This is a genomic window from Marinobacter sp. M1C (assembly GCF_023314135.1).
Taxonomy (GTDB): domain Bacteria; phylum Pseudomonadota; class Gammaproteobacteria; order Pseudomonadales; family Oleiphilaceae; genus Marinobacter.
Genome location: NZ_CP092289.1, coordinates 856587 through 881483 on the forward strand (window position 1 = coordinate 856587; position 24897 = coordinate 881483).

A 24897-nucleotide genomic window follows, 5' to 3' on the forward strand; every position below is an offset into this window, starting at 1 on the left:
TTCCTTGCCGTTTCTGCAGACATAAAAAAACCGGCCAGCTGGCCGGTTTTTTGTGCACCCAAATGGCTTACGCCGCTTGCAGTGCCTTCACCTTGATATTCAGGCGGCTCTTAATGCGAGCAACCTTGTTCTTGGGGAAGATACCTTTGTTAACCATGCTGTCCAGAATCGGCTGGGCTTGCAGAAAAGCAGCTTTCGCGCCTTCATAATTGCCTTCGGCGATTTGAACGTGAATCTTTTTCATGTACGTACGAGCCATAGAACGCAGGCTGGTGTTGTGCTTGCGACTGTTCTCGTTTTGACGTGCACGCTTTTTGGCTTGCGGGGAATTTGCCACCGTAAAACTCCTGAAAGTACTTGAATTCGTTGCTGAATATTTGGTTTGAGAGCGCAAGATGCAGTTGCAGTAACCCTTCAGTCACCCGTATCGCAACTCTCTTTCATCGCGGGCGCGCCAGATCCAGCGCGTCGAAATAAATGACGCAGAATTGTGCCGCCAACGGCGAGACTTGTCAAGTCAAAAAGTGATCTATGCCAGCGGAGGCAGGGCTTGTGATAAACTCCCGCTTCTCTATTTTTGTCGGCTAAAACACCATGTCTGAACAGTCTCCCGGGCCTCAAGGCCCGACACCCGAATCGCCGCGCCCATCAGAGCCGTCGGTGCCCGCCGTGAGCGCGATTAAACCTGCGCCGGGCCTGCTGCGTTCGTCTGGTGTCGTAGGGGTGATGACCATGACGTCGCGGGTGCTAGGGCTGGTGCGGGATATGGTGATCGCTCGTTATTTTGGCGCCGGTGCGGGCGCAGACGCGTTTTTCGTGGCCTTCAAAATTCCTAATTTTTTGCGTCGGCTGTTCGCTGAAGGCGCGTTTTCGCAAGCGTTTGTGCCCGTGCTGTCGTCTTATCGCGAAAACCAGCCGATAACGGAAGTAAAGCGTTTGGTGGATGCAGTCGCCGGTTCACTCGGTCTGGTGCTGCTGGCGGTCACTCTGGTGGCAATGCTGGGCGCACCGGTGTTGACGGCGGTGTTTGCCCCGGGCTTTCTGGGCGACGACATAAAATTCGCACTGGCCAGCGACATGTTACGGATCACCTTTCCATATTTGTTATTGATTTCGTTGACGGCGTTTGCCGGAGGCATTCTTAACAGTTACGACCGCTTTGCCATTCCCGCGTTTACACCGGTGTTGTTGAATCTGGCGATGATTGCTGCCGCCGTGTGGCTGGCGCCGCTCATGAACGAACCGATAATGGCGCTGGCCTGGGGTGTGCTGATTGCGGGTGCTTTACAGTTGTTTTTTCAGCTACCGTTTTTGATGCGTCTGGGCTTGCTGCCGCGGCCACGAGTGGATTACCGCCACGAGGGTGTTAGCCGAATTCTGAAGCTGATGGTGCCGGCGCTGTTTGGCGTATCGGTAAGCCAGATAAATCTATTGCTGGATACCGTTCTGGCCTCGTTTCTGCAAACTGGCAGTGTGTCTTGGCTGTACTATTCCGATCGCCTTACGGAGTTGCCTTTAGGAGTGTTCGGCATAGCCATTGCCACGGTGATTTTGCCCAGTTTGTCGCGTAAGCACACGGCGGACTCGGCGGCTCAGTTCTCCGCCACTCTGGACTGGGCGTTGCGGGCGGTGTTAATCATTGGCGTACCGTCTGCGCTGGCCCTGGGATTGCTGGCCGAGCCGCTCATTGCCACTTTGTTTCACTATGGCGAAGTGACTGATTTCGATGTGGCCATGTCGGCTCAGAGCCTGCGTGCTTATTCCGCGGGCCTGCTGGCATTCATGGTCATCAAGGTGCTGGCGCCGGGCTTTTTTGCCCGTCAGGACATTCGCACCCCGGTGAAAATTGGCATCATTGCCATGGTCGCTAACATGGCGTTCAACCTGATACTGATCTTCCCCTTGGCACACGCAGGCCTGGCGCTGGCTACATCGGTTTCAGCGTGGCTCAACGCCTTTTTGCTGTGGCGCGGTTTGAAGGCCATCGGCGCCTGGCGCAGCCAGCCCGGCTGGGGCAAGTTCGGGCTGCAGCTCGCGCTGGCGAACGGCGCGCTGGTGGCGGTGATTTTGTGGCTGAACGCGCCGGTGAATCAGTGGCTGGCGGCCGGCGGCTTTCAGCGCTCCCAGGATATGGCAATACTGGTGATTGCAGGCGCACTTGCGTACTTTGGTACACTGGCACTGGCCGGGGTGCGTATAAAACATTTTCGCCACAGGTGAGGTATAATCCCGCGCCCTATCATGATGTGCCAAACGCTTACTGACTCTAATTTTTGGCACGATTTTATTGCCGTTATTGATCGGCAATATTCACTAGCAAAGAGGTTTGCTTTGCATGCGCTTTATTCGCGGCCTGACCAACCTGAAAACGCTGTCGCAATCGGGCGAAGGCCCACTGGCGCGTGGCTGTGTGGCCACCGTGGGCAACTTTGACGGCGTTCACCGCGGCCATCAAGCGATTCTGGAACAGGTAAAAACGCAAGCCGCAAAGCACAACTTGCCCTCGGTGGTGGTGATTTTTGAGCCCCAGCCCCAGGAGTTCTTTCGCGGTGTGGATGCGCCGCCGCGGCTGACCGGTTTCCGCCAAAAAGTGGAAGCTTTGCGAGGGCAGGGTATTGATGCGGTGCTGTGCTTGCGTTTTGACGAGCAGTTCCGCCAATTTTCGGCCTGGGGCTTTGTGGATAGCCTGCTGATTCAAGGCCTGGCGGTGAAACACCTGGTGGTGGGCGACGACTTCCGTTTTGGTTGTGACCGCTCCGGCGATTTTAATTTTTTGGAGAAAGTGGGCGCCGACGCCGGCTTTACGGTTGAAAACACCCGCACCGTGGTGGTCGAAGGCGACCGCGTTAGCAGCACTCGCATCCGTAAACTGCTGGCTGATAACCAGTTGGATAGCGCCGAACATTTGCTGGGGTGGAAATATCACATTGCTGGCCGCATTGTTTATGGGCGCCAGCTGGGGCGTGAGATTGGCGCGCCAACGGCGAACATCCGCCTGGCCCAAATGCCCGCCTTGCAGGGTGTTTACGTGGTAAAGGTAAGGTTGGCCGATGGCACCGAGCACGACGGCATTGCCAATATTGGCTTGCGGCCGACCGTCGACGGCAAACACCCGGCACTGGAAGTGCACCTGTTTGATTACGCCGGCACGCTTTACGGCCAGAGGCTAGATGTCACCTTTCGCCACGGCCTGCGCGATGAAGTTCGCTTTGAATCGGTGGACGCCCTGAAAACCCAGATAGCCAAAGATTTTAGTAGCGCCCGGCTTTGGCTAGCCCAGAACCTTGCTGCGAATCACACTACGAATACCGACTGACCTAAACTGACCCAATAGAGCACGCACAGCCATCATGAGCGACTACAAGCACACTCTGAATCTGCCGGAAACCGCTTTTCCCATGCGCGGTAACCTGGCCAACCGCGAGCCCGAAATGCTCAAGCGCTGGCAGGACCTGAACGTATACGCCAATCTGCGCGAACAGCGCGCCGGGCGTAACAAGTTCATTCTTCACGATGGCCCTCCTTACGCCAACGGCAGCATTCATATTGGGCACGCGGTTAACAAAATCCTGAAGGATATGATTGTTAAGTCCCGCGGATTCATGGGCTTTGATGCGCCTTACGTGCCCGGTTGGGACTGCCATGGCCTGCCTATCGAGCACAAAGTAGAGCAGAAAATCGGCAAAGCTGGTGTGAAGGTCGATTTCAAAACCTTCCGCCAGGCCTGCCGCGATTACGCGACCAAGCAGATTGCCGGGCAGAAAGCCGACTTTATTCGCTTGGGCGTGATGGGTGAGTGGGACAAGCCTTACCTGACCATGGACCCGAAAGTAGAAGCGGGCATTGTGCGTGCGCTCGGTAAAATTGTTAAAAAGGGCCACCTGGTGCGCGGCTACAAGCCAGTGTACTGGAGCGTAGTAGGGCAGTCGGCTCTGGCCGAAGCGGAAGTAGAGTACCAAGACAAGACATCTACCCAGATCGACGTGCGTTTTACCGCAGTGGATCAAGCCAAAGCCCTGTCGCTGTTCAATACCAGCGCCGGTGAGGGCGATGTGTCCGTCGTCATCTGGACAACCACGCCCTGGACCATTCCCGCCAATCAGGCGGTGTCATTGGGCGCCGAGCTGGATTACTCGCTGGTGCAAGCCGATGTCGGCGCCGGTCCCGAGCGAATGATCATGGCCAGCGCTATGGTAGAGGGCGTTATGGCACGCTGGGATGTGACCGGTTACCAGGTGCTGGCACAATGCACCGGTGCCCAGCTGGAGCATCTGGCGCTGCAACACCCGGTTTATGACAAACAGGTACCGGTGATTCTGGGCGATCACGTGTCTACCGACGCAGGTACTGGCGCCGTTCACACCGCGCCAGACCACGGTGTGGAAGACTTTGTGGTAGGTAAAATCTACGGCATTGGCACCCTGAATATGGTTCAGGCCGATGGCACCTACACCAGCGCTACCGGCGAGTTCGCCGGTGTTCACGTATATAAGGCTGATGACCCGGTCTGCGACGCGCTGACCCGGGAAGGCAAACTGGTACGCAAAGAAAAGTTCCGCCACAGCTTTCCCCATTGCTGGCGCACCAAAACACCGCTGATTTACCGCGCCACACCGCAGTGGTTTATCAGCATGGAAAAAGAAAACCTGCGCGCCGACGCTCTGGAAGCGATTAAGGGCGTGCGCTGGGTGCCTACCTGGGGCCAGAACCGCATCGAAGCCATGGTGCGCCAGTCGCCAGATTGGTGCGTATCGCGCCAGCGCACCTGGGGTGTGCCGATTACCCTGTTTATCCACAAAGAAACCCAGGATCTGCACCCGAACACCCAGAGCCTGATCGAAAAAGTGGCTCAGGCTATCGAGATCGATGGCATTGATGCCTGGTATGACCTGGATGCCCGCGAGCTGTTAGGCGACGACGCCGATCACTACGAAAAAGTGCTGGACACCCTGGACGTATGGTTTGATTCCGGTGTGACCCACGATTCGGTATTGCGAGTGCGCGAAGAGCTGGGCCAATTCCCGGCCGATTTGTACCTGGAAGGTTCTGACCAGCATCGCGGCTGGTTTCAGTCGTCCCTGAAAACCTCCATCGCCATCAACGGCGTGGCACCGTACAAGCAGGTGCTAACCCACGGCTTTACCGTGGATGGCAAGGGTTACAAAATGTCCAAATCCTTGGGCAACGTGATCGCGCCACAAGAGGTTACTAACGACCTGGGCGCCGACATCCTGCGCCTGTGGGTTGCGGCCACCGATTACAGCGGTGAAATGACCGTCTCTAAAGACATTCTGCGTCAGAGCGCCGACGGCTATCGCCGCATCCGCAACACCGCGCGCTTCCTGATGAGCAACCTGACCGGCTTCGAGCCGACCGAGCACACCGTGGCTCCGGCCGATATGCTGGCGCTCGACCGCTGGATGGTAGATCGAGCACTGCAATTGCAGAACGAAATCCACGAAGACTATGAAAACTACGCCTTCCTGAAGATTTACCAAAAGGTATACAACTTCTGTGAATCCACTCTGGGCGGCTTTTACCTCGACATCATCAAAGATCGCCAGTACACCACCCAGGCCGACAGTCTGACGCGGCGTTCGTGCCAGACCGCGCTCTACCATGTAGCCGAAGCGCTGGTGCGTTGGATTGCACCGATTCTCAGCTTTACCGCCGATGAAATCTGGCAGCACCTGCCGGGCGAGCGCGGTGACACCGTATTCTACGAAATCTGGTACCAAGGCCTGAGCGAAATGCCCCAGAGCGTGGAGCTGGGCCGTGATTACTGGCGTGACATTTCCGCTGTAAAAGAAGCGGTGAACAAACGCTTGGAAGACGCCCGCAAACAGGGGATTATCAAAGGCTCCCTGAGCGCCGAAGTAACGCTGTTCTGCGACGGCGAGTTGGCTGAAAAACTAAAACACCTGGGCGAAGAATTGCGCTTTGTGCTGATTACCTCGGAGGCTGATGTGAAGCCGCTAAGCGAGGCAGTTGACGCCGAACCAACCAGCTATGAAGGCTTGTTGGTGCAGGTGCGCCCCTCCGGTAACACCAAGTGCGAGCGTTGCTGGCACCACCGCGCCGACGTGGGCAGCCATGTCGATCACCCCGATTTGTGCGGTCGCTGTATCACCAACGTTGATGGCTCGGGTGAAACCCGCGCCTTCGCCTGATGGGCTCTGCCATGGCAAAATCCGGCGATAGCGCTAAGCCCCGCGCGGGCAAACTGAGGTGGTTGTGGCTGACGGCGCTGGTGATCGCGATTGATCTGGGCACCAAAGCCCTGGCTACCGCCATGCTCAGTTACGGCAACCCGGTACCGGTGATGCCGCTGTTTAACTTTACGCTGCTGCACAACACCGGCGCCGCCTTTAGTTTTTTAGCCGGTGCCGCCGGCTGGCAGCGCTGGTTCTTTGTGATCCTGGCGTTGGTGGTCAGCGTAGTGCTGGTGCTATGGCTGAGAAAACTGGAGCGCCATGAAACCTGGTCTGCCATTGCCTTCGCGCTGATTCTTGGTGGCGCTCTGGGTAATGTGTACGACCGGGTGGTACACGGTTACGTAGTGGATTTTCTCCATTTTTATTGGCAGAACTGGCATTTCCCGGCCTTTAATCTGGCCGACACCGCCATCACCATTGGCGCCGCCATGATCATACTCGACACGTTTCGCAAGCCCGCCGATGCGGACAAAAAAGGCGACTGACCATCATGAAAGAACTTCCTGTAGACAAAGGCACTCGGGTTACCCTGCATTTTGCGCTGAAATTTGACAGCGGCGAAGTGGTTGATACCACCTTCGACAAAAACCCGGCCACCCTGGATATTGGCGATGAAAGTCTGCCAGCGAATTTTGAAGCCTATTTGATGGGCATGATAGCCGGTGACAAAGCCAGCTATCAGGTGCCACCGGAAAAAGCCTTTGGCCAGCGCAATCCCAACAACTTACAGTTGATGAAGCGCCATGTGTTCGGTGCCGACATGGTGCTGGAGCCAGGCGTGGTGGTTTCCTTTGCCGACGCGCGCAAGCAAGAGCTGCCGGGTACCATCAGCCGGGTAGAGGGCGACGAAGTAGAAGTGGACTTCAACCACCCGCTGTCTGGGCGTACACTGACCTTTGACGTAGAAATTATAGACGTAGAGCCGGTAGGCGCTGCGCACTGAACTCCTGTGGGCTGAGATAGGAACACTATGCAAATTCGTCTGGCAAACCCCCGTGGATTCTGCGCCGGTGTTGACCGCGCTATCGATATTGTTAACCGTGCTTTGGACGTGTTCGGCGCGCCTATTTATGTGCGTCACGAAGTGGTACATAACAAATTCGTGGTCGACAACCTGCGCAAGCGCGGCGCCATCTTTGTGGAAGAGCTGAGCGAAGTGCCAGACGACAAACTGGTAATTTTCAGCGCCCACGGCGTGTCCCAGGCGGTGCAAAAAGAAGCCGCCAACCGCGGCTTGAAAGTCTTCGACGCTACCTGCCCGCTGGTCACCAAAGTGCACATAGAAGTCATGCGTTACAGCCGTGACGGCAGCGAATGCGTGCTGATTGGCCACCATGGCCATCCGGAAGTGGAAGGCACCATGGGCCAGTACAATTTCGCCAACGGCGGCGATATTTACCTGGTGGAAAACGAAGCCGACGTTGCCACGCTGAACGTCAAAAACCCCGAAAAGTTGGCCTACGTCACCCAGACCACCTTGTCGATGGACGACACCGCCCGGGTAATCGACGCCCTGCGGGCCAAGTTCCCGAAAATTGAAGGGCCGCGCAAAGACGACATTTGCTACGCCACCCAGAACCGACAGGATGCCGTCAAACAACTGGCCGGCGACTGCGACTTGATGCTGGTGGTGGGCTCCCCCAACAGTTCCAACTCTAACCGCCTGCGCGAACTGGCCGAGCGCATGGGTACGCCGGCCTACCTGATCGACGAAGCCACACAAATTGACGCTGCCTGGCTAGACGGTAAAAAATCCATCGGCGTAACCGCCGGCGCTTCCGCCCCGGAAGTACTGGTAAGCGCCGTGATCGCCCGCCTGCGTGAACTCGGTGGTGATGTTCCGGAAGAGATTGCCGGGCGTGAGGAAAATATTGTGTTTTCTATGCCGAAGGAATTGCGGATTGATGCTATGAATGTGTGATGGGTATCACGCACTAACACCTTGAAGGCCGCTTGTCCTCTGTAAACCGCCATTTGTCTGGAACAACTGGCGGTTTTTTAGTGCTGTTGTATCTTACGATTATGAAAATTTATTCAGGAACGGAATTCATTGGCTTAGTTTCCTATAGCGTCATCACGTAATGAAGGGGTGTTTTGATGAAAGGTGTGAAAGGTTTCACGCTGATTGAATTGATGGTGACTATTGTTGTAATGGCGATCCTGGCCAGCATTGCGCTGCCGTCATTTCGCAACCTGATTGTGAGTAATCGATTGAATGCACTCGCTACTGAAATGGTAGATGCCGTCAGTTTTGCTCGCTCCGAATCGGTCAAGCGTAATAGTTCGGTCGTTTTTTGCCGCGCCGCAAGCGATACCGCAACAGTTTGTGATCCGGGGACGTCCTTCTGGGAGCATTGGGTCATTCTTGCAGGTACGGATGTAATCCGCAGGGGTGAGGTGAACAGCCATAACTCGACGATAGAAGTGTCTTCTGATCTGACGGATGACGAAGTCGTTTTTGGCGGCGATGGCCTGGCACGCACCAACGGGGATATCATCAGCGAATCCGAAATTTCCATCTGCAGTTCGTCTGGCGCTGGTGAGTCAATTCGAAATGTCACTTTTGGGGCTGCAAGCCGGTTGTCTACGAACAGGGTCGCGGGTACGTGCCCATGAATACACCAAAGGCAATAACAAGCTTTAACACCCAACGCGGGCTCGGTCTCATCGAGGTGCTGATTACGGTTCTTGTACTGGCCATTGGTTTGCTCGGCTTGGCGTCACTACAGCAGGCGTCCATACGCAACAATCAAAGTGCGATGGAACGGTCGATGGGGGTGGTGCAATCCTATTCCATCATCGAAGCAATACGCGCCGACCCGGACTCTGCCAAGAGCGGACGTTTCAACGTCGCGATAGGTGCGACACCCACAGGCAGTACCTTTCCAGCCAATACTCTGGCGATGTGGCGTAGCCAATTGACACAGAACCTGGGCGCCGCCGCGACGGGATCGGTTAACTGTGATGCTGCCAGTTGCACCGTGATTATCCAGTGGAACGACAGCCGTGGGCTGGCTGGCAATAACACACAGCAGATTATGACAGAGGTGCATTTATGAGGCGCACGTTTTCCCGACCTATAATTGCATTCTATTTCCATAGCAGAGGTCTGGCGCTAGTAGAGCTGATGATCTCCCTCGTGTTGGGCCTGCTTATTATTAGTGCAGTGACCGGCATCATGCTTTCCAATATGCAGGGGTTTCGCACCACGCGTGGTTTGTCGCAAGTGCAGGACGCTGCACGGGTCGGTTTTGAGCTGCTTGCGCGAGATATTCGTCAGGCGGGGAACGTCCCATGTGGGAACGACATCACCATCGTTAATATCCTCAACCCCGCTAACGATGGTGGCACAACGCCCTGGCAGTATGATTGGGACAATGCGGTAAAAGGATTTGATGGCGACACGGCACTATCTAGCGTCACCAGTGATATAGATGGCATGACTAGCGTCGACAACCAGATCCTCGGCACAGAATCCCTGGTTATGCTTTCTGGCCAAGCGTCCAGCACCTACATGACGGAATATGACTCAGCCACCAATTCGGCAGACTTCCTCGCCGGCCCTGCTGGAAACAGCCTCGGAGATGGCGACATCCTTTTTGTATGTAATGAGAGGCTGGGGACGATCTTCCAGATGAAATACAAGACGGGTGCCGCTGGCGAAATCGTGTCCAACATTGATGCCAGCCCTGAACCAGGTAATTGCAGCAGTAATTTGGGGGAATTTACTTGTGGGGGTTCTGGCGAAGTGCAGGCAGCCTATACCCCTAATACGGTCATTGCACAGCTGAGCTCAACTGCGTGGTACTTGGGCAACAACGGCCGTCCTGAAGAAGGTGGCCGATCTCTTTATATGGTGCGTTTGAGTAATAGGGCGGGTAACGCAACGCTGAATCGTATTGAAATTGCCTCTGGTGTGACCGAACTGGGCTTCCGTTACCGACTGGTTGATACTGCAGATTTTGTTGATTCTGACACCATTACTGCGGCCGATCGGTGGGCTGATGTGAATGCAATCGAAGTCTCTATGACTCTTTTTAGTCAGGATCAGAACATATCCACATCAGCCGCTGATGATGGCCGTCTTGGGCGCAGCTTTACCAGTGTGGTGGCCATCAGGAGTCGTTCGTTATGAAAACAAATCAATTGCGACGCGGACAATCCGGTGCGGCACTCTTGGTTGCCCTTATCATGCTTCTGATATCGACAATGGTCGGGCTGGCTTCGATCCGCGGTACCACAATGAATGAAAAGATGAGCTCGAATATGTACGACCGCTCGCTTTCCTATCAAGGAGCGGAAGCCGCACTCCTTGCCGGCGAGGCTGCGGTACTGGCTAATCCTGCACACCCGAAAATTATAGACTGTACCGCTATGAATGCTGAATGCCCCCCTTCACCCGCCACCACTTTCACCGGCGACACGCCCGATTGGACTACGGTAGACGCTGATTTTGAGGTGAATGACGCTCTGCTGGGTTCAAAGCCACAGTTTTACATTGAAAAGATGGGTGTCGTGGGTGGTACTGACGAGCTTGGGTTAGGTGAAAGCGCTAATTGTTCCAATTACGCGGGGTGCGACGAGGCACCGCCAAATGCAGCCTCATTTCGTATTACGGGCCGAAGCGGAATACCAGCAACGGACGGGCGTTCGGTTGTGGCGCTTCAAATTACTGTCAAACAGAATCTGTGATGCACCAGAGAGGAGAGTTACCCATGAGAATTTCAATGCGTGAGCGCGTACAGTCAGGTAGCGCTGCCTTTCTGGTTTTATTGCTACTTTTTGGCACCGGCAGCAGCTATGCCAGCGTAAAGATCGACCAGCAGCCTTTGTTGGTGGCCAAGCCTGTGCCGGGCAATATGGCGATTGTTGGATCGCTCGAATTCCCGACGATGGTCTCGAAAGCAAACAATGGAGTAACGGGGGATCGCGACAACACATACGATCTTAATAAATCTTATGTGGGCTATTTCGACAGCCAGAAGTGCTACAGCTACGTTTATGGGATTGGTGCTACCCAAGTTGAGCGCTACAGCAATAGCTACTTCAAGCCGGAAAATTTAGACGGTCCAAGTTGTGCTGACAATTTTTGGAGTGGCCACTTTCTGAATTGGTCGACAACGCAGGCAATCGATGTTTTCAGGAGTGTACTTACTGGTGGTTATCGTTGGGTTGACACTGAAGCGATTACGATCCTCGAGAAGGGAGTTCAAACCGGTCAAGGCGGTAACTCCAACTTCCCCGACGGATATGTAGAAGATGATAGCGATATAAAAAATGCTACTCCCACCCAGTGGGGTGAATTCAATACCCGTATTTTGCATCTGGGTAATCGCATGCGATTCACCGATCAGACTAGTAGAAGCCGCAGTTGGTCTGGTACAAACAGCATAGTTGAATATGATCCCTCAAAGCATAAGCTTGGTGGGACTCCGGGGTTCGAGAGCGGAAAAGTATACGAGCTTGTCGTGAGGGTTCAGGTGTGCTTACCTACTATGCCGGAATCGAATTGCGTGAAATATGGCAGCAATTATAAGCCTGAGGGTCTTATCCAGAGTAATGCCGATAATATGAGATATAGCGCTTTTGGTTATCTAAATGATAACTCTTCACCGAACCCAAACAGGGATGGTGGGGTTATGTACGCGCGCATGAAGTACGTTGGGCCTGAAAAGACTACTGACAACAACACCGTGGTCGATAACCCGAACAAGGAATGGAGTGAAGCTACTGGTGAGTTCATCGCAAACCCGGATGAAACAGATGCGAGTGCTACCACTACGCGATATGGTATAGACCCGATAGTCCATAGTGGCGTAATAAGTTACATCAATAATAGCGGACAGATTGTGCCAGGGACTTTATTTAAACGTTACGATAATGTGAGCGAGCTATTTTACGCAGCATATCGATACCTCAAAGGACTACCAAATCGGTCAGAGTACATCGTTATCAGCCAAACAGGTGACGCGGCAAAAAAACTCGTAGGGGGCTTACCTGTTATTGACTGGGCTGCTAATAATACAGACGATCCACTTAGTGATTTAAACGATCCAATGCAGTTCTCCTGCCAAAAGAATTTTTTCCTTGGAATTGGTGACACTAATACTGCTCCAGACTCCAGAGTACCAAAAGCTGATGATGAAGTTGATATCGCTGCAAGGGTCGCCAGAATATCTGCATTAGAAGGTGGTTTTACTAGCGCATCGCGGGGGATCGCGGGTCTTGCTTTCGATGCGAATACTGTTGACTTAAGGCCTAATATGCCGGGAAAGCAAACTGCCTCGACTTATTGGATCGATATTTTGGAGTTTGGCGATCTGAAGGGGCGGAAGAACAACCAGTATTGGCAAGCCGCCAAATACGGTGGTATGAAAGTGCCTGATGATTTTGATCCTGCTTCAAACGCAATAGAAGAGAGTTGGTGGTACACCAATGGGGAGCTTTTAAAATCAACTGACAAGCGGCCTGATAACTTTTATGTGGTGGATAAAGCCGAAGATCTTGTTAACGGACTAATTAAAGCCTTTGCCGATATCCAGAAAGAGCAAACGGGCAACCGCTCTTCATTGGCCCTGAACTCGACCACGCTCGAAGCAGGCTCGGCGACATTTCAGGCTGAGTACACCAGTGGTACTTGGACAGGTGACCTGAATGCGTTCACTTTGGATGAAAATACCGGTGCGTTGAGTTTGAGCCCTGCCTGGACGGCGTCGTCGAAACTTCCGTCGCCAGCAAGTCGTAACATTAAGACTTGGAATGGGAGTGCTTTTGTCAATTTCACTACCATCACTGATATTGGCAATGTAACACTGACTAATTTGTTGAAAGCTCACTCCGGCACAAGTGCCAGCTATACGGCTATAGATGTTGTTAACTATCTGCGAGGCGATCGGGCCAACGAAGATAATTCAACCGGATTACGGGGGCGACAGGGTGTACTCGGCGATATCGTCAACTCCCAACCGGTGTTCATTGGAAGCCCAAAGCCTGGTTTATTTCGTGGCCAAGCCTTTGATGGTTCGGATGAGTATGATGCCTGGGCAAGAAGCTTGAGCCGGACGTCGACGGTTTATGTTGGCAGTAACGATGGTATGTTGCATGGCTTCAACGCGACGACTGGAGGAGCTAACAGCGGCGTCGAAACCTTCGCTTACGTCCCCAAGACTGTCATCGAGAACGGGCTGGGTGAACTGGCAAATCCCGCATACAACCACAGATACTTCGTGGACGGCGAGCTTACGGTGGCTGACGCTTATAACGGATCGGTTTGGCGCACCATTCTTGTGGGTACCCTGGGTGCTGGCAGTGTGGCGAAAGATCGCTCTACCACCAGTAATGCTATCTTTGCATTGGATGTAACCGATCCGAGCAACGTGACATTCCTATGGGAGAAAAACTCAACAGACATTCCCGAGCTTGGTAACAACCTGGGCAAGCCTGTTATAGCGCAGATTGCCGATGGAAACTGGTCTGTATTGCTGGGGAATGGGCCTAATAGCACCGGCGGTAAAGCTCAGTTGGTCTCGATTAATCTCTTCACTGGGACTGGAGCCATCAAAGCTACGGAAATGTCCGCTGATACCAATAATGGGCTTTCAGCAGTCAGGACTTGGGATACTGATGGCGATGGCTTGACCGACACCGTATATGCCGGCGACTTGCAAGGCAACCTCTGGAAAATATCGGGTTTGGCCAGCGCCTCCCCGACAGTACAGAAGCTGTTTCAGGCGAGGGACGCCTCTGATAATCCTCAGCCAATCACGTCCTCGCCCTTGGCAGGAAGATCTCCATTCAGTCAAGAAGTATGGTTGTTTTTCGGTACTGGCCAGTATCTTAATACCAGCGACCTGTCCGATATTTCGGTACAGACCTGGTACGGTATAAATGATGATGAATCAACAACTACCGTCAGCCGTAGTGACTTGCTGGAACGCAAGATTCTGCTGGATGTTCCAGTGACGACAGAGGTTTCGGCGCGGGTCATCGAGGCCGGTGCGCGGGAAGATCTTTTGGGTAAACGTGGATGGTATATCGAACTCTTGCCCAACGGGACTCGTCCGGGTGTGGGTGAGCGTATGGTGACGCCTAACCAGTTCCAGGGTAGCGCCTTGATCGGTAATACTCGGATTCCGGATGCAAGCGACCCCTGCGCGCCTACCGGTCGCGGCGTTATAATGTCGATCGATCCTTTTACCGGGGCGCGGCTCGTCGAAACGTTTTTCGACCTCAATGGTGATGGTGTCTTCAATGCTGACGACATGGTTGAGATCGACGGGGTGAACACTGTGGTCTCCGGTGTTGGACTGAATACAGGGTTCAGTAATCCGTCTTTTCTTGGTCAGAAGATGTATATTCCGACCGACGACGGCGAGATTTTAACTCTGGACATCCAGCCGTTTACCACCGGCGCCAGCAGAACGTCCTGGCGTGAACTGATCAATATGGGAAATTGAAATGAAGCCTATAAGCGAGTGCTGCAGAGTGGCAAGCAAGGTTAAACGCCAAGCAGGTTTTACCTTGATTGAAATCATGATCGTGGTGGCCATTATCGGTATCGTGGCGGTGATTGCCTTGCCAGCGTACCAGCAGCATGTCGTTCGTACCTACCGCGATAGCGCCAAAGCCTGTCTGGCTCAGCATGCTCAGTTCATGGAACGCTATTACAGTACTAATCTCACCTATGTTGGAGCCGCACCTGTGCTGGGGTGTACGACTGAGTCTAATATGGCCAGTCGCTACACCTTTGCTGTAAGTAACTTGGCTCAGAGCACCTATACGCTAACGGCTGCAGCCGCGGCAGGAACGGCCCAGGCGGCCGATTCCTGCGGCGATCTTGGACTGACACATACCGGTGCAAAAACCGCGTCCGAGACATCCTGCTGGTAGAAAGGTCAGCAGCGTAGTGGGCGTCCTCTTGAGTCTTCGGGGACGCCGTCATTATTCGTATCTCTGGCGAACCTTACCTGGCCACCTCTATTAATTATAATCTGGCCTGCGAGCGAAGCGTCCCGTGATTTTGGGCACCAAGTTACGTTGCCCAAGTCACTGTGGACGAACCCGGTGGGCCTGAACTGAAAAAAGCTGCGGTTTAATGAGCGGACGACAAGGCGCCCGTTGCCACTTGGCGAGATTGTTCTAAGAAGAGCTTTCGGCCCAATCAGTTTTCTGGAGTTGTTAGGATCTAGAAAAGCGTGGATGTCGCCATTCCAATCCCTGCTGCAAGTGTCCGTGGCGTCAAGTGGGCAGACCGTAACGATTGCGCCGGTCATCACCGCGTGTTGCCTTGCAAAGGCAAATACGCCCATCAGGCCATACAAAGCACTTTTTCGTTCCTGATTATTTATGAAAGAAGTAAATGAGGGTAACGCTAGATTCATGAGTATTGCGGCGACAGCCAGCACAATCATTAATTCCAAAAGCGAAAAGCCACAATTTTTGAGTGTAATCATTTTTCAACATCCATGTTTTAACAGTTACATAGCGAACGCATCCTGCGTGTCGCTGCCATTCAGTTTCAAAATACCCTGAAAGTCACTCCAATCCCAACTTCTTCAACTTATACCGCAACGCCCGAAAACTGATCCCCAGCTTTTTCGCCGCCGCCGTTTTATTCCAACGCGTGGCTTCCAGCGCCTGTTCAATAGCCTTGCGCTCTATGCTCTCCAGATACCCCTCAAGGCCCAGGCCCTGCTCCGACAGTTCAATATCTGCCGTTGCCACTACCGAAGCTGTGGGTGCCAGCAAAGACGGATCAGTGTTGTTGTCATAGCTGTAGGAACTGCCAAGCTGAAGGTCGCCGGTGTCAATAACGTCTCCGTCGCAAAGTGTAAACGCCCGCTCCAGAATGTTTTCCAGCTCGCGCACATTACCCGGGAAATGGTAGCCCTTTAAATAGTCGACGGCGGCATCGGTAAGGGCGATGGGTGTGCACTCGTATTCGCGGGCGATGCGCAGCAATATGTGTCTGGCAAGCAGCGCTATATCACCGCTGCGTTCGCGCAGAGGCGGCACGCGGATTTCAATCACGTTGATGCGATAGAACAGGTCCTGGCGGAAAAGGCCATCTTGTACCAGCCCCGGAAGATCTTTATGGGTTGCACTAAGCACACGGATATCGACCGGCACTTCGTGGCTGTCACCGACAGGGCGTACGGCTTTTTCCTGAATGGCGCGCAGCAGCTTTACTTGCATGGGCAGTGGTAAGTCGGCGATTTCATCCAGAAAAAGCGTGCCGCCGTTGGCGCTTTGAAACAGGCCTGGCTTGTTGTCCACCGCTCCGGTGAAGCTGCCTTTTTTGTGGCCGAAAAACTCACTTTCCATTAACTCAGACGGAATAGCGCCACAGTTCACGGCTATGAACGGCCCATCACATCTAGGGCCCTGCTGATGAATGGTGCGCGCGACCAGCTCTTTACCGCTGCCGGATTCGCCTTGAATAAAGACCGGCGCTTGGCTGCGAGCCAGTTTGCGGGCCTGATTGCGTAAGGTTTGAATTTGGGCGGAATTGCCCAGCAGCAAGCCCGGGTCGTTATTGTCTTCTGGCCCAGGCTCCGGGCTTTGGGCAAGTTTCAGGGCAGTGTTGACCAGCTCCCGCAGCCGCGGCAATTCGACGGGCTTTGACACAAAATCAAAGGCACCTGCCTTCAGGGACTCAATGGCGATGTCCATACTGCCGTAGGCTGTTATAACGGCGACCGGCGTATTGGGGGAATGCTGTTGAATCCATTGCACCAGCTCGATGCCTTTGCCATCTGGCAGGTTCATGTCGGTCAGGCACAAATTTGGCGTGTGCTTTTGCATGCCTGCGATCCCCCCTGCCAGAGTGCCCGCGGTGACCGTATTCAGGCCCATGCGGCTGAGGGTTATCTCTAGTAGGTCACGGATGTCGGGTTCGTCGTCTACGATCAGCGCGGTCAGTTTGGTCATAGTACCCTTTAGATTATACGCCCGGGATGGGCAAACATAATGCGAAAGCAGCACCCTGGCTGTTCGGTGTTAATCAGCGACAGGTGAGCCTGATTCGCCTCACACAATTCTTTTGCCAGATAGAGGCCCAGTCCGGTGCCACTTTTGTCGGTTGTAAAAAACGGTTCGAATACAGACGACGTGTTTTCTTTGGCAATGCCCGGGCCGTAATCCTTGATATCAATGTAGGCGCGGGCGCCGTCGGCGGCGATTCCGGTGACTATTTCTATTTTAGCCTCGCCACAATGCAATTCACTGTAGCGTAAGCCATTGTCGCATAGGTTGATCAGAATTTGTTCCAGCTGGCTGGTGTCGAAACGCGCAGTGGGCTGAACGCCTGGCTGAACCTGAAGGCGGATTAGCACGGGTTCATGTTGACTGTGGGTTTGCAGAAAATCGTCACGAAACTGTTCTAGCCAGGGCTGCAGGTTAATCGGCTCGGCGGCTGAGGTTTCACGGCGGGACACACCCAGCACATTCTCTATAATGGCGTTCACACGTTTTGAGTGGCGATGAATAATCGCCAGCATCTTTTGGTCGGCCGTATCCATATTCGGCGACTCGTCCAAAAGTTGTGCGGCGTGGCTGATGGCCCCCAGCGGGTTGCGAATTTCATGGGCGATGCTGGCCGTTAACTGGCCCAGTGAGGCGAGCTTCATTTGTTGCGCCTGCTGGGTTACGCGGCTGATGTCTTCCAGAAACACCAACACTAGCTCGCCGCTGTTTTGGTCCAGGTGCGCAAACGTGGCTTGTATGGGGGGCGACGTGCTTGCGGGCTGAAAGGGTGCGATGCTTAGTTGCGGATGCAGCAGCCAGCTTTTGAATCCGGCTAGCAGGTTTGCGGGCAGAAGGTGCGCGCCAGTTGTTTGTCCGGCCTCTGCTCGCTGCGCAGAAACTGTATACCCCGCCAGCATTTCGCTGGCAGCGGCGTTCATCAGGCGAACCTGGCCTTCACGGTCTAGCACCAGTATACCGGTGCGCATGCGCTGAATGATTTGTTGGTTAATCTGTTCCAGCTCGGCGAGGCTTCGGGCACGACTGTTGGCAAGAGTCTCGCTGCGGCGCAGGCGGATGGCAATGTATTGCAAAGCGGCGGCGGTCACAAAATAAACAATACCCAATGACCCGGCCCGCACCACGTCATCGGCGCTTTTGCCCTGTTCCAGCATCGCCCAAAGTGCAATGGCCAGTGAACTGAGAGTGGCTAAAGCAGCGTAAAATGTACCCATGCGCCCCGGTGTCATGATGTTGCCGGCGGCGACTGATACGATCACGAGGTTTGCCATGCCATTGGTGATGCCGGAACTGCTGACCAGCAGGCCATGAATGATCAGTATATCCAGCAAAATGGAGACGCTGATGTTGCGCTCACTGGGCTGGAAACCGGTAATCATTAACACCGCTATAAACGCGTTTACGGCCAGATAGGCGATTACGCCCGCCTGAAAGTAGTCCAGTTGGCGGAATCGACCGTCAAAACTGGTGGTATCCACCAGCAGTAGCCCGATAAGCAATATACCCAGCACCAGACGATAGTAGTTATAGACCCGAAACAGTTCGCCGCGCTGGCGTGTGCTCAGCAAGTCGCCAGCGCTGGCTGCGAGCGCCGTCGTTGTGGAAAGTGTTGACGGATTGGAGAGCGTGGGCGGCGTGGAAGACGCTGTCATAAGTAGTGCCATATACCCGGTGAAAGCAACCTTTAGCTGCCGGTAGTGGTGGTGCTATAAGGGCGCTGCCGCAGACTTGGCGCGGCAGCGCGTTTATAATAGCCCTTTTTAAGGCATCAGTAACAGGAGCCGACCTATGTCGTTAACAGCGGATCAGCCCCGATCCCCACAAACACCGGGCCCTTTGCGCGTGGTGATGGTTCAACAGGATTTTTTGGTCGGTGACATACCCGGCAACGCCCAACGGATTATTGCAGCGGTAAGGCAGGCCGATGACCATCACCAGGCTGACATTGTGGTATTCCCCGAGTTGGCGCTAACAGGCTATCCGCCGGAGGATTTGCTGCTTCGGCCAAGCCTGGACATCCGCGTACAAGCGGCAATCGATGAAATCTGCGGCGCAGGGTTGGCGCCGGTTGTGGTGTTTGGTGCGCCGGTGCGTGAAAACGGCAAACTCTATAATGCTGCGCTGGTGATGGAAAATGGCAAGATTGGCCATCGTTATTTCAAACAGTGCCCGCCCAACTACCAGGTTTTTGATGAGAAACGCTATTTCGCCAGTGGGTTTGAACCATTGGTGGTCAGTTTGCGGGGCGTCGATGTCGGCATTACGGTGTGTGAAGACTTGTGGGCCGAGGGTCCGGTTGAGACGGCCGCCGCAGCCGGCGCAAAACTGGTACTGAATTTGAACGCGTCGCCTTACTCCCAAGGCAAACAGCTGCGGCGTAAAGCATTGGTTCAACGCAAAGCAAAAGCCGCTGGCGTTGCCATTGTGTACGTCAACCTGGTTGGCGCTCAGGACGAGCTGGTGTTTGATGGTGGCTCGCTGGTAGCCGACGGCAAAGGCGAGATTGCCGCAGAAGCGCCGCAATTTGAACAGGGCCTGTTCGTTGTAGACTTTGAGTGTGGAGAAACCTGCCAGCCGGTTACTCAACCATTACCACAGCCGCTGCCCGCAGGTGCGGCGGTTTATCAAGCGTTGGTGATGGGTGTTCGGGATTATGTGGGGAAAAATGGCTTTAAGTCTGTGGTACTGGGTTTGTCAGGAGGTATCGATTCTGCGCTGACGTTGGCCATAGCGGTAGACGCGCTGGGCAAGGAGCAGGTGCGTGCGGTGATGATGCCGTTTCGCTATACTGCGGATATCAGCCTGCAAGACGCAGAGGCCCAAGCCAGCACGATGGGCGTGCACTACGATGTGTTCTCAATCGAGCCCATGTACGATGCTTTTATGGCAACCTTGGCCGAGCCCTTTATCGGCACCACTGTGGACACCACAGAGCAGAATCTTCAGGCTCGCCTGCGGGGTGTTTTGCTGATGTCGCTGTCGAACAAATTCGGCTCTTTGGTGCTGACTACGGGCAACAAAAGCGAGATGGCGGTCGGCTACTCGACTCTTTATGGCGATATGGCTGGCGGCTTTGATGTGCTCAAAGATGTTGCCAAAACCCAGGTGGTCGAGCTGTCGCGTTACCGCAATACGGTGGCACCGGTTATACCCGAGCGGGTGATTACGCGGCCGCCGTCGGCTGAGCTGGCGCCAGACCAGAAAGATGAAGACAACCTGCCGGGTTATGACGTTCTGGACGCGATTCTGCAACGCTATGTCGAACAGGATGAAAGCGCCGAGGTGATTATCGCTGCAGGCTTTGACCGCGCGGATGTAGAGCGGGTGATCCGTTTGGTGGATATCAATGAATACAAGCGCCGGCAGGCGCCAATCGGTGTGCGGGTTTCAGAGCGGGGCTTCGGTAAAGATCGCCGTTATCCCATCACCAACGGTTGGAAAAGCGGCGTTTGACATCCTCCCCGCCCTGAAGGACGGGGATTCCTACTGCGCTCAGGCGTGGCATTGAGCCATCCTTGAGTCGCTTCGGTGGGTTCCTGTTGCTGACGGCATTACCGCACCGTTCACTTCACAGGTTAACCGGGCATGACCTGCCCTTAAAATATTGATGGCGGCGTTGAGGTCTGCATTTTCAGCATACCCACATTCGACACATTCGAATTGCGATTGAGTCTTGCGATTCTCTGCGGAAATATGACCGCAGGCCGGACACGTCCGGCTGGTGTTACGAGGGTTGACGGCAAACACTTCACCGCCCAGCCACGCCTGTTTGTATTCCAACTGGCGGCGGAACTCGCCCCAGCCCTGATCGAGAATCGACTTATTAAGGCCGGATTTGGCGTTTACGTTTCGTCCTGGTGCCTCAAGTGTGCCGCTTGCTGACTTGCTCATATTCGTGACTTTCAGATCTTCGATGACGACCATCGCGTGGTTTTTGCTGATGATGTTCGAGGTCTTGTGGAGAAAGTCATTGCGGGTATGAGCAACCCGTTGATGCAACTTGGTGATACGGGCCTTCGCCTTTTTCCAATTGCTGCTGAATTTGACCTTGCGGCTCATGCGTCGCTGATACTTTGCCATCTTAGCAGCGCTGGTACGCAGCGCATTGACCGGCTCGAACATCGTGCCGTCAGAGAGCGTCGCGAATAGCGTGATACCCGCATCGAGGCCGACTATCGACGTTGATGGATGTAGTGGCTGCCCAACTTCGCGCTCGGTCTGAATGCTGGCGTACCACTTGCCAGCCACACAGGAAACGGTGATGTTCTTTGCCAGTCCGATGATGCCACGGCTCTTGCGGTAGCGAATCCAGCCTAGCTTTGGGAGTCGAATACGTCGATTGGCTTCGTCAATCTCGAAACCTTGCGGAAAGCGAAAGCTGTCTGACGACCTACCTTTTTTCTTGAATTGTGGAAAATCGGCACGCTTCTCAAAGAAGTTCTTGTACGCAGCGGCCAGGTCTTTTGTGACTTGTTGTAGTGTTTGTGAGGGAGAGTCGCACAAGTACGAGAATTCCTGCTTCCACGCTGGCAGCCAATTATTCATGCCAAAGCTATTGGTGAATTTTTCACCGGCAGTCTGTAGCTCTTGCTGACGATTCAAAGCCAAATTCCAAATCTTGCGAGCATTACCAGCGTACTGACGCATGGCGCGGATTTGCTCACCGTTTGGCTCAATCTGAAATTTGAATGCTTGAAGGCGTTTCATAGCTCAACCATAGTTAGTCTATGGAAAAAAACAATGATATTAGGCACGGGCGGCATTGCGTTTTTAGGATGCACGTTCACTTGGTATTTGTGACGAAATATCGTCGCGGCGCAGCAGCAAACGCCGGAATGAGAATGTTGCTAACGAGAGGGACACCTGCGGTGTCCGCGCTATTCATCCCCGGCCTGAAAGCCGAGGTTTTTCGCGCATTCCGATAAAAAATCGGGGGCCGTTTATGGCCCCCGATTCAGCAGCTTGCGGACAGCGACGTTATTCGTCGCCCATCAGGCCAAAGGTGATCACATTTGCAAGGGAGCGGTTCTGCTTGCGCAGAATATCGGGCTCAAATTCCCCGCTCTGGTTAAACGCTTTGCTGTCCGGGAAGTTTGTCCGCAGCAGCGCAACGGCGTCTTGGCTGCCTTTTTTTATGTCCATAAAGCGAAATGTTTCCGCCAGAATAATGATGGCTTCTTCCACCACCGGTGAGCTGGGGTAATTCTCCACCACATAGCGGGCGCGGTTATTGGCTGCAATGTAGGCTTCCCGCGTGATGTAATAGCGGGCCGCGTGAAGTTCCAGCTCGGCCATACGGTTGCGCACCGCAATCATCCGCTGGCGGGCATCGGCGGCGTACAGGCTGTTAGGATAACGGTTGAGCAACTCGGAAAAGTCGCGGAACGCCTGCAACTGTTCGCCTGGGGCACGGGCGTTGGCTTCTATCGGGAAGTAGCGCGCGGCCAATCCAATGTCCAGGTTGTAAGAGGCCAGACCACGCATATACAGAGCGTAGTCGCCGTGTTCGCTTTGCGGATTCAGTCGCAGAAAGCGATCCGCCGCGGCGCGGGCGCCTTCCAGATCAAGATTTTGGTAACGTGCAAAAATCAGGTCAAGCTGGGCTTGCTCGGCGTAGCGGCCAAACGGATAGTAGGTTTCCAGAGCGTCCAGATTGGTTTCCGCTTCGTTGAAATTGCCCGAATTCATGGCGCTGCGGGCGTTCTCGTAATAGGTTTGCTCGGGTAATACCTGCTCTTGCTTATTTGTGGCGCAGGCGCTGAGTAGCACAACCACTACGGACACTACCCATAAACGGACAACTGATCTCATGCCGGAATCCCGTATAATGTCGAAAAGTTCAAAGAGCCGCCATTGTAACGGGGAAGGCACTGGATGTGCAGTAGAAGCACAACAGAAGCCCGGCTGTTTGTCGTAATATAAGCCAAACGTAACACAACCAGGCCCTGGGGGCTTAATGTCAGCTGAAAACCGAATTATCGCCAGTTTTGTAATACCACCCAAACTGAGCGACAAACGCCTGGACCAGGCCGCCGCAGAGCTAATGCCCGAGCACTCGCGCTCGCGCCTGCAATCCTGGGTAAAAAGCGGCGCCCTGACTGTGAACGGCGGTCAGTGCAGACCCCGCGATAAAGTGATGCTGGGTGACAAAATCGAGTTAGACGCCGAACCGGAAGCGCAGGTGACCTGGCAGGCAGAAGCCATCACCCTGGATATTGTTTATGAAGACGAGCACATACTGATCATCAACAAGCCAGCCGGTTTGGTGGTGCACCCGGCGGCTGGCCATGCCGACGGTACCCTGGTGAACGCGATACTGAATATAGCTCCAGAAGTAGAAAATTTGCCACGGGCTGGCATTGTGCACCGCCTGGATAAAGACACCTCCGGCGTTATGGTGGTGGCTCGTAGCCTGATTGCCCACACCTCGCTGGTAAGCCAGCTGCAAACCCGCACCATGGGCCGTGAATACGAAGCTGTTGTGGTAGGCACCCTGACCGGCGGCGCGACTGTGGATGCCCCAATCGGGCGCCACCCTACCGAACGCAAAAGGATGGCGGTGGTGAAGTCCGGCAAGCCAGCCGTTACGCATTACCGCGTGATTGAGCGTTTTGCGGCCCACACTCATGTGCGCTGTAAACTGGAAAGCGGACGTACCCACCAGATTCGTGTGCACCTGACCCACGTAAAGCACCCGTTGGTGGGCGACCCTGTCTACGGCGGGCGCCTGCGTTTGCCTAAAGGCACCACCGAAGAATTGCGCGAAGTGTTGTCTGGCTTCCACCGCCAGGCTCTGCACGCACGTCAGCTGACTCTGGAGCACCCGCAAACTGGCGAAACAATGAGTTGGGATGTGCCCTTGCCAGAGGATTTTCAGTTGCTGCTGGCAGCGCTGCGCAAGCACGTAAAAGATATGGAAAGCGATGAATTCTGATCTGCAGTTAATAACGCCTGTCTGGTCAGCTCCGGCCAGCGTGCAGGCGTTTAGCAGCACCCGCCAGGGCGGCGTTAGCGCGGCGCCTTGGGATCAACTGAATGTGGGCGGTCACGTTAACGACCGCCCTCAGCACGTGGCCGCGAACCGTCAACGATTGGCGGATCATCTTGGCTTGTCAGCGCAACGTTTCGCCTGGTTAAATCAGGTGCACGGAACCGTTGTTGTCGAAGTAACGGCCCAGAACCTAAGCCAACTTCCGCCCGCCGACGCCAGTTACACCCGCGAACCCGGCGTGGTATGCGCCATTCTTACCGCCGACTGTCTGCCGGTCATACTCTGCAACCGCCAAGGAACGATAGTCGGTGCTGCCCACGCCGGCTGGCGCAGCCTGTGCGGTGGCGTGTTAGAAAACTTGATCGCAGCAATGGCCGAACCCGCCGAAAATCTGATGGCCTGGCTCGGCCCCGCCATCGGCGCCGATCAGTTTGAAGTAGGGCCAGAAGTACGCCAGGCGTTTATCAACCACAGCCCGCAAGCATCCAGCGCGTTCGCAAGCCAAGGCGCCCGCCCCGGTCACTACATGGCCGACATTTATCAACTGGCAAATCAGCGTTTGCAACAAGCCGGTGTTAGCTCGATAGATGGCGGCGGCTTATGCACCGTCAGCGACAGCCTGCGTTTCTACTCCTACCGCCGCGACGGCCACACTGGCCGGATGGCTACCTTGATAGCTTTTCATTAAAGCATCAGCTGTTTTAAATG

At 54.5% G+C, this 24897-nt stretch carries 20 protein-coding genes and 1 pseudogene; 16 read left to right on the plus strand and 5 right to left on the minus strand.

Annotated elements, in window-relative coordinates; genetic code table 11:
- Positions 1 to 67 precede the first annotated feature (67 nt).
- Positions 68 to 337, minus strand: coding sequence for a 30S ribosomal protein S20 (gene rpsT, locus MIH19_RS04090; RefSeq protein WP_098422175.1), 270 nt, complete (start codon positions 335 to 337; stop codon positions 68 to 70).
- Positions 338 to 726: 389 nt separating this feature from the next.
- Here rpsT and murJ point away from each other — a divergent pair, with 389 nt between their 5' ends.
- The 12 genes from murJ (at position 727) to MIH19_RS04155 (ending at position 15104) form a co-directional block, all read left to right on the plus strand.
- Positions 727 to 2220, plus strand: a complete 1494-nt coding sequence (gene murJ / locus MIH19_RS04095; protein ID WP_249008937.1) for a murein biosynthesis integral membrane protein MurJ — start codon at positions 727 to 729, stop codon at positions 2218 to 2220.
- 115 nt (positions 2221 to 2335) lie between these two features.
- A complete protein-coding gene (ribF, locus tag MIH19_RS04100) occupies positions 2336 to 3316 on the plus strand; it encodes a bifunctional riboflavin kinase/FAD synthetase (RefSeq protein WP_249007674.1) in 981 nt (326 codons plus the stop codon).
- Positions 3317 to 3350: 34 nt separating this feature from the next.
- Positions 3351 to 6170, plus strand: coding sequence for an isoleucine--tRNA ligase (gene ileS, locus MIH19_RS04105; RefSeq protein ID WP_249007675.1), 2820 nt, complete (start codon positions 3351 to 3353; stop codon positions 6168 to 6170).
- The gene (gene lspA, locus MIH19_RS04110) at positions 6170 to 6700 is read left to right on the plus strand and encodes a signal peptidase II (RefSeq protein WP_249007676.1); all 531 of its coding nucleotides are present in this window, start codon (positions 6170 to 6172) and stop codon (positions 6698 to 6700) included. The genes ileS and lspA overlap by 1 nt, the downstream gene beginning before the upstream one ends.
- 5 nt (positions 6701 to 6705) lie before the next feature.
- The gene (locus tag MIH19_RS04115; RefSeq protein WP_249007677.1) at positions 6706 to 7158 is read left to right on the plus strand and encodes a peptidylprolyl isomerase; all 453 of its coding nucleotides are present in this window, start codon (positions 6706 to 6708) and stop codon (positions 7156 to 7158) included.
- Positions 7159 to 7185: 27 nt separating this feature from the next.
- Complete coding sequence (gene ispH, locus MIH19_RS04120; RefSeq protein ID WP_249007678.1) at positions 7186 to 8136, plus strand: 4-hydroxy-3-methylbut-2-enyl diphosphate reductase; 951 nt, start codon at positions 7186 to 7188, stop codon at positions 8134 to 8136.
- 176 nt (positions 8137 to 8312) lie between these two features.
- Positions 8313 to 8831: a GspH/FimT family pseudopilin gene (locus MIH19_RS04125; protein WP_249007679.1), complete on the plus strand. Its 519-nt coding sequence runs from the start codon at positions 8313 to 8315 to the stop codon at positions 8829 to 8831.
- On the plus strand, positions 8828 to 9274 hold the full coding sequence (gene pilV / locus MIH19_RS04130; RefSeq protein ID WP_249007680.1) for a type IV pilus modification protein PilV: 447 nt from the start codon (positions 8828 to 8830) through the stop codon (positions 9272 to 9274). Before MIH19_RS04125 ends, pilV begins: the two co-directional genes overlap by 4 nt.
- Entirely contained in the window at positions 9271 to 10350 is a 1080-nt protein-coding gene (locus MIH19_RS04135; protein WP_249007681.1) for a hypothetical protein, read from the plus strand. The genes pilV and MIH19_RS04135 overlap by 4 nt, the downstream gene beginning before the upstream one ends.
- Positions 10347 to 10907 (plus strand): PilX N-terminal domain-containing pilus assembly protein, encoded by a 561-nt coding sequence (locus MIH19_RS04140; protein WP_249007682.1) that lies wholly within the window; start codon positions 10347 to 10349, stop codon positions 10905 to 10907. Before MIH19_RS04135 ends, MIH19_RS04140 begins: the two co-directional genes overlap by 4 nt.
- 23 nt (positions 10908 to 10930) lie before the next feature.
- Positions 10931 to 14671, plus strand: a complete 3741-nt coding sequence (locus MIH19_RS04145; RefSeq protein ID WP_249007683.1) for a PilC/PilY family type IV pilus protein — start codon at positions 10931 to 10933, stop codon at positions 14669 to 14671.
- 1 nt (position 14672) lies between these two features.
- Positions 14673 to 15104 carry a type IV pilin protein gene (locus MIH19_RS04155; RefSeq protein WP_283164091.1) on the plus strand — a complete coding sequence of 144 codons (432 nt, stop codon included), beginning with the start codon at positions 14673 to 14675 and terminating at the stop codon, positions 15102 to 15104.
- Between the two features lie 645 nt (positions 15105 to 15749).
- On the opposite strand, the gene MIH19_RS04160 is transcribed toward MIH19_RS04155, so the two are convergent.
- A complete protein-coding gene (locus MIH19_RS04160; protein WP_249007684.1) occupies positions 15750 to 17144 on the minus strand; it encodes a sigma-54 dependent transcriptional regulator in 1395 nt (464 codons plus the stop codon).
- 8 nt (positions 17145 to 17152) lie between these two features.
- Positions 17153 to 18850 carry an ATP-binding protein gene (locus MIH19_RS04165; protein WP_249007685.1) on the minus strand — a complete coding sequence of 566 codons (1698 nt, stop codon included), beginning with the start codon at positions 18848 to 18850 and terminating at the stop codon, positions 17153 to 17155.
- Positions 18851 to 18986: 136 nt separating this feature from the next.
- On the opposite strand from MIH19_RS04165, the gene MIH19_RS04170 reads away from it, so the two are divergent.
- Complete coding sequence (locus tag MIH19_RS04170; protein WP_249007686.1) at positions 18987 to 20651, plus strand: NAD+ synthase; 1665 nt, start codon at positions 18987 to 18989, stop codon at positions 20649 to 20651.
- 39 nt (positions 20652 to 20690) lie between these two features.
- On the opposite strand, the gene MIH19_RS04175 is transcribed toward MIH19_RS04170, so the two are convergent.
- Entirely contained in the window at positions 20691 to 21905 is a 1215-nt protein-coding gene (locus MIH19_RS04175) for a transposase (protein ID WP_249013660.1), read from the minus strand.
- Between the two features lie 20 nt (positions 21906 to 21925).
- Here MIH19_RS04175 and MIH19_RS04180 point away from each other — a divergent pair.
- Positions 21926 to 22012, plus strand: a pseudogene (locus tag MIH19_RS04180) (IS200/IS605 family transposase); the annotation flags it as partial.
- Positions 22013 to 22175: 163 nt separating this feature from the next.
- On the opposite strand, the gene MIH19_RS04185 reads toward MIH19_RS04180, so the two are convergent.
- Entirely contained in the window at positions 22176 to 23009 is an 834-nt protein-coding gene (locus MIH19_RS04185) for an outer membrane protein assembly factor BamD (protein WP_249007688.1), read from the minus strand.
- Positions 23010 to 23154: 145 nt separating this feature from the next.
- On the opposite strand from MIH19_RS04185, the gene rluD reads away from it, so the two are divergent.
- Together rluD and pgeF are read left to right on the plus strand one after the other, a co-directional pair.
- A complete protein-coding gene (gene rluD / locus MIH19_RS04190; protein ID WP_249007689.1) occupies positions 23155 to 24132 on the plus strand; it encodes a 23S rRNA pseudouridine(1911/1915/1917) synthase RluD in 978 nt (325 codons plus the stop codon).
- The gene (pgeF, locus tag MIH19_RS04195; RefSeq protein ID WP_249007690.1) at positions 24122 to 24877 is read left to right on the plus strand and encodes a peptidoglycan editing factor PgeF; all 756 of its coding nucleotides are present in this window, start codon (positions 24122 to 24124) and stop codon (positions 24875 to 24877) included. Before rluD ends, pgeF begins: the two co-directional genes overlap by 11 nt.
- Positions 24878 to 24897 lie beyond the last annotated feature (20 nt).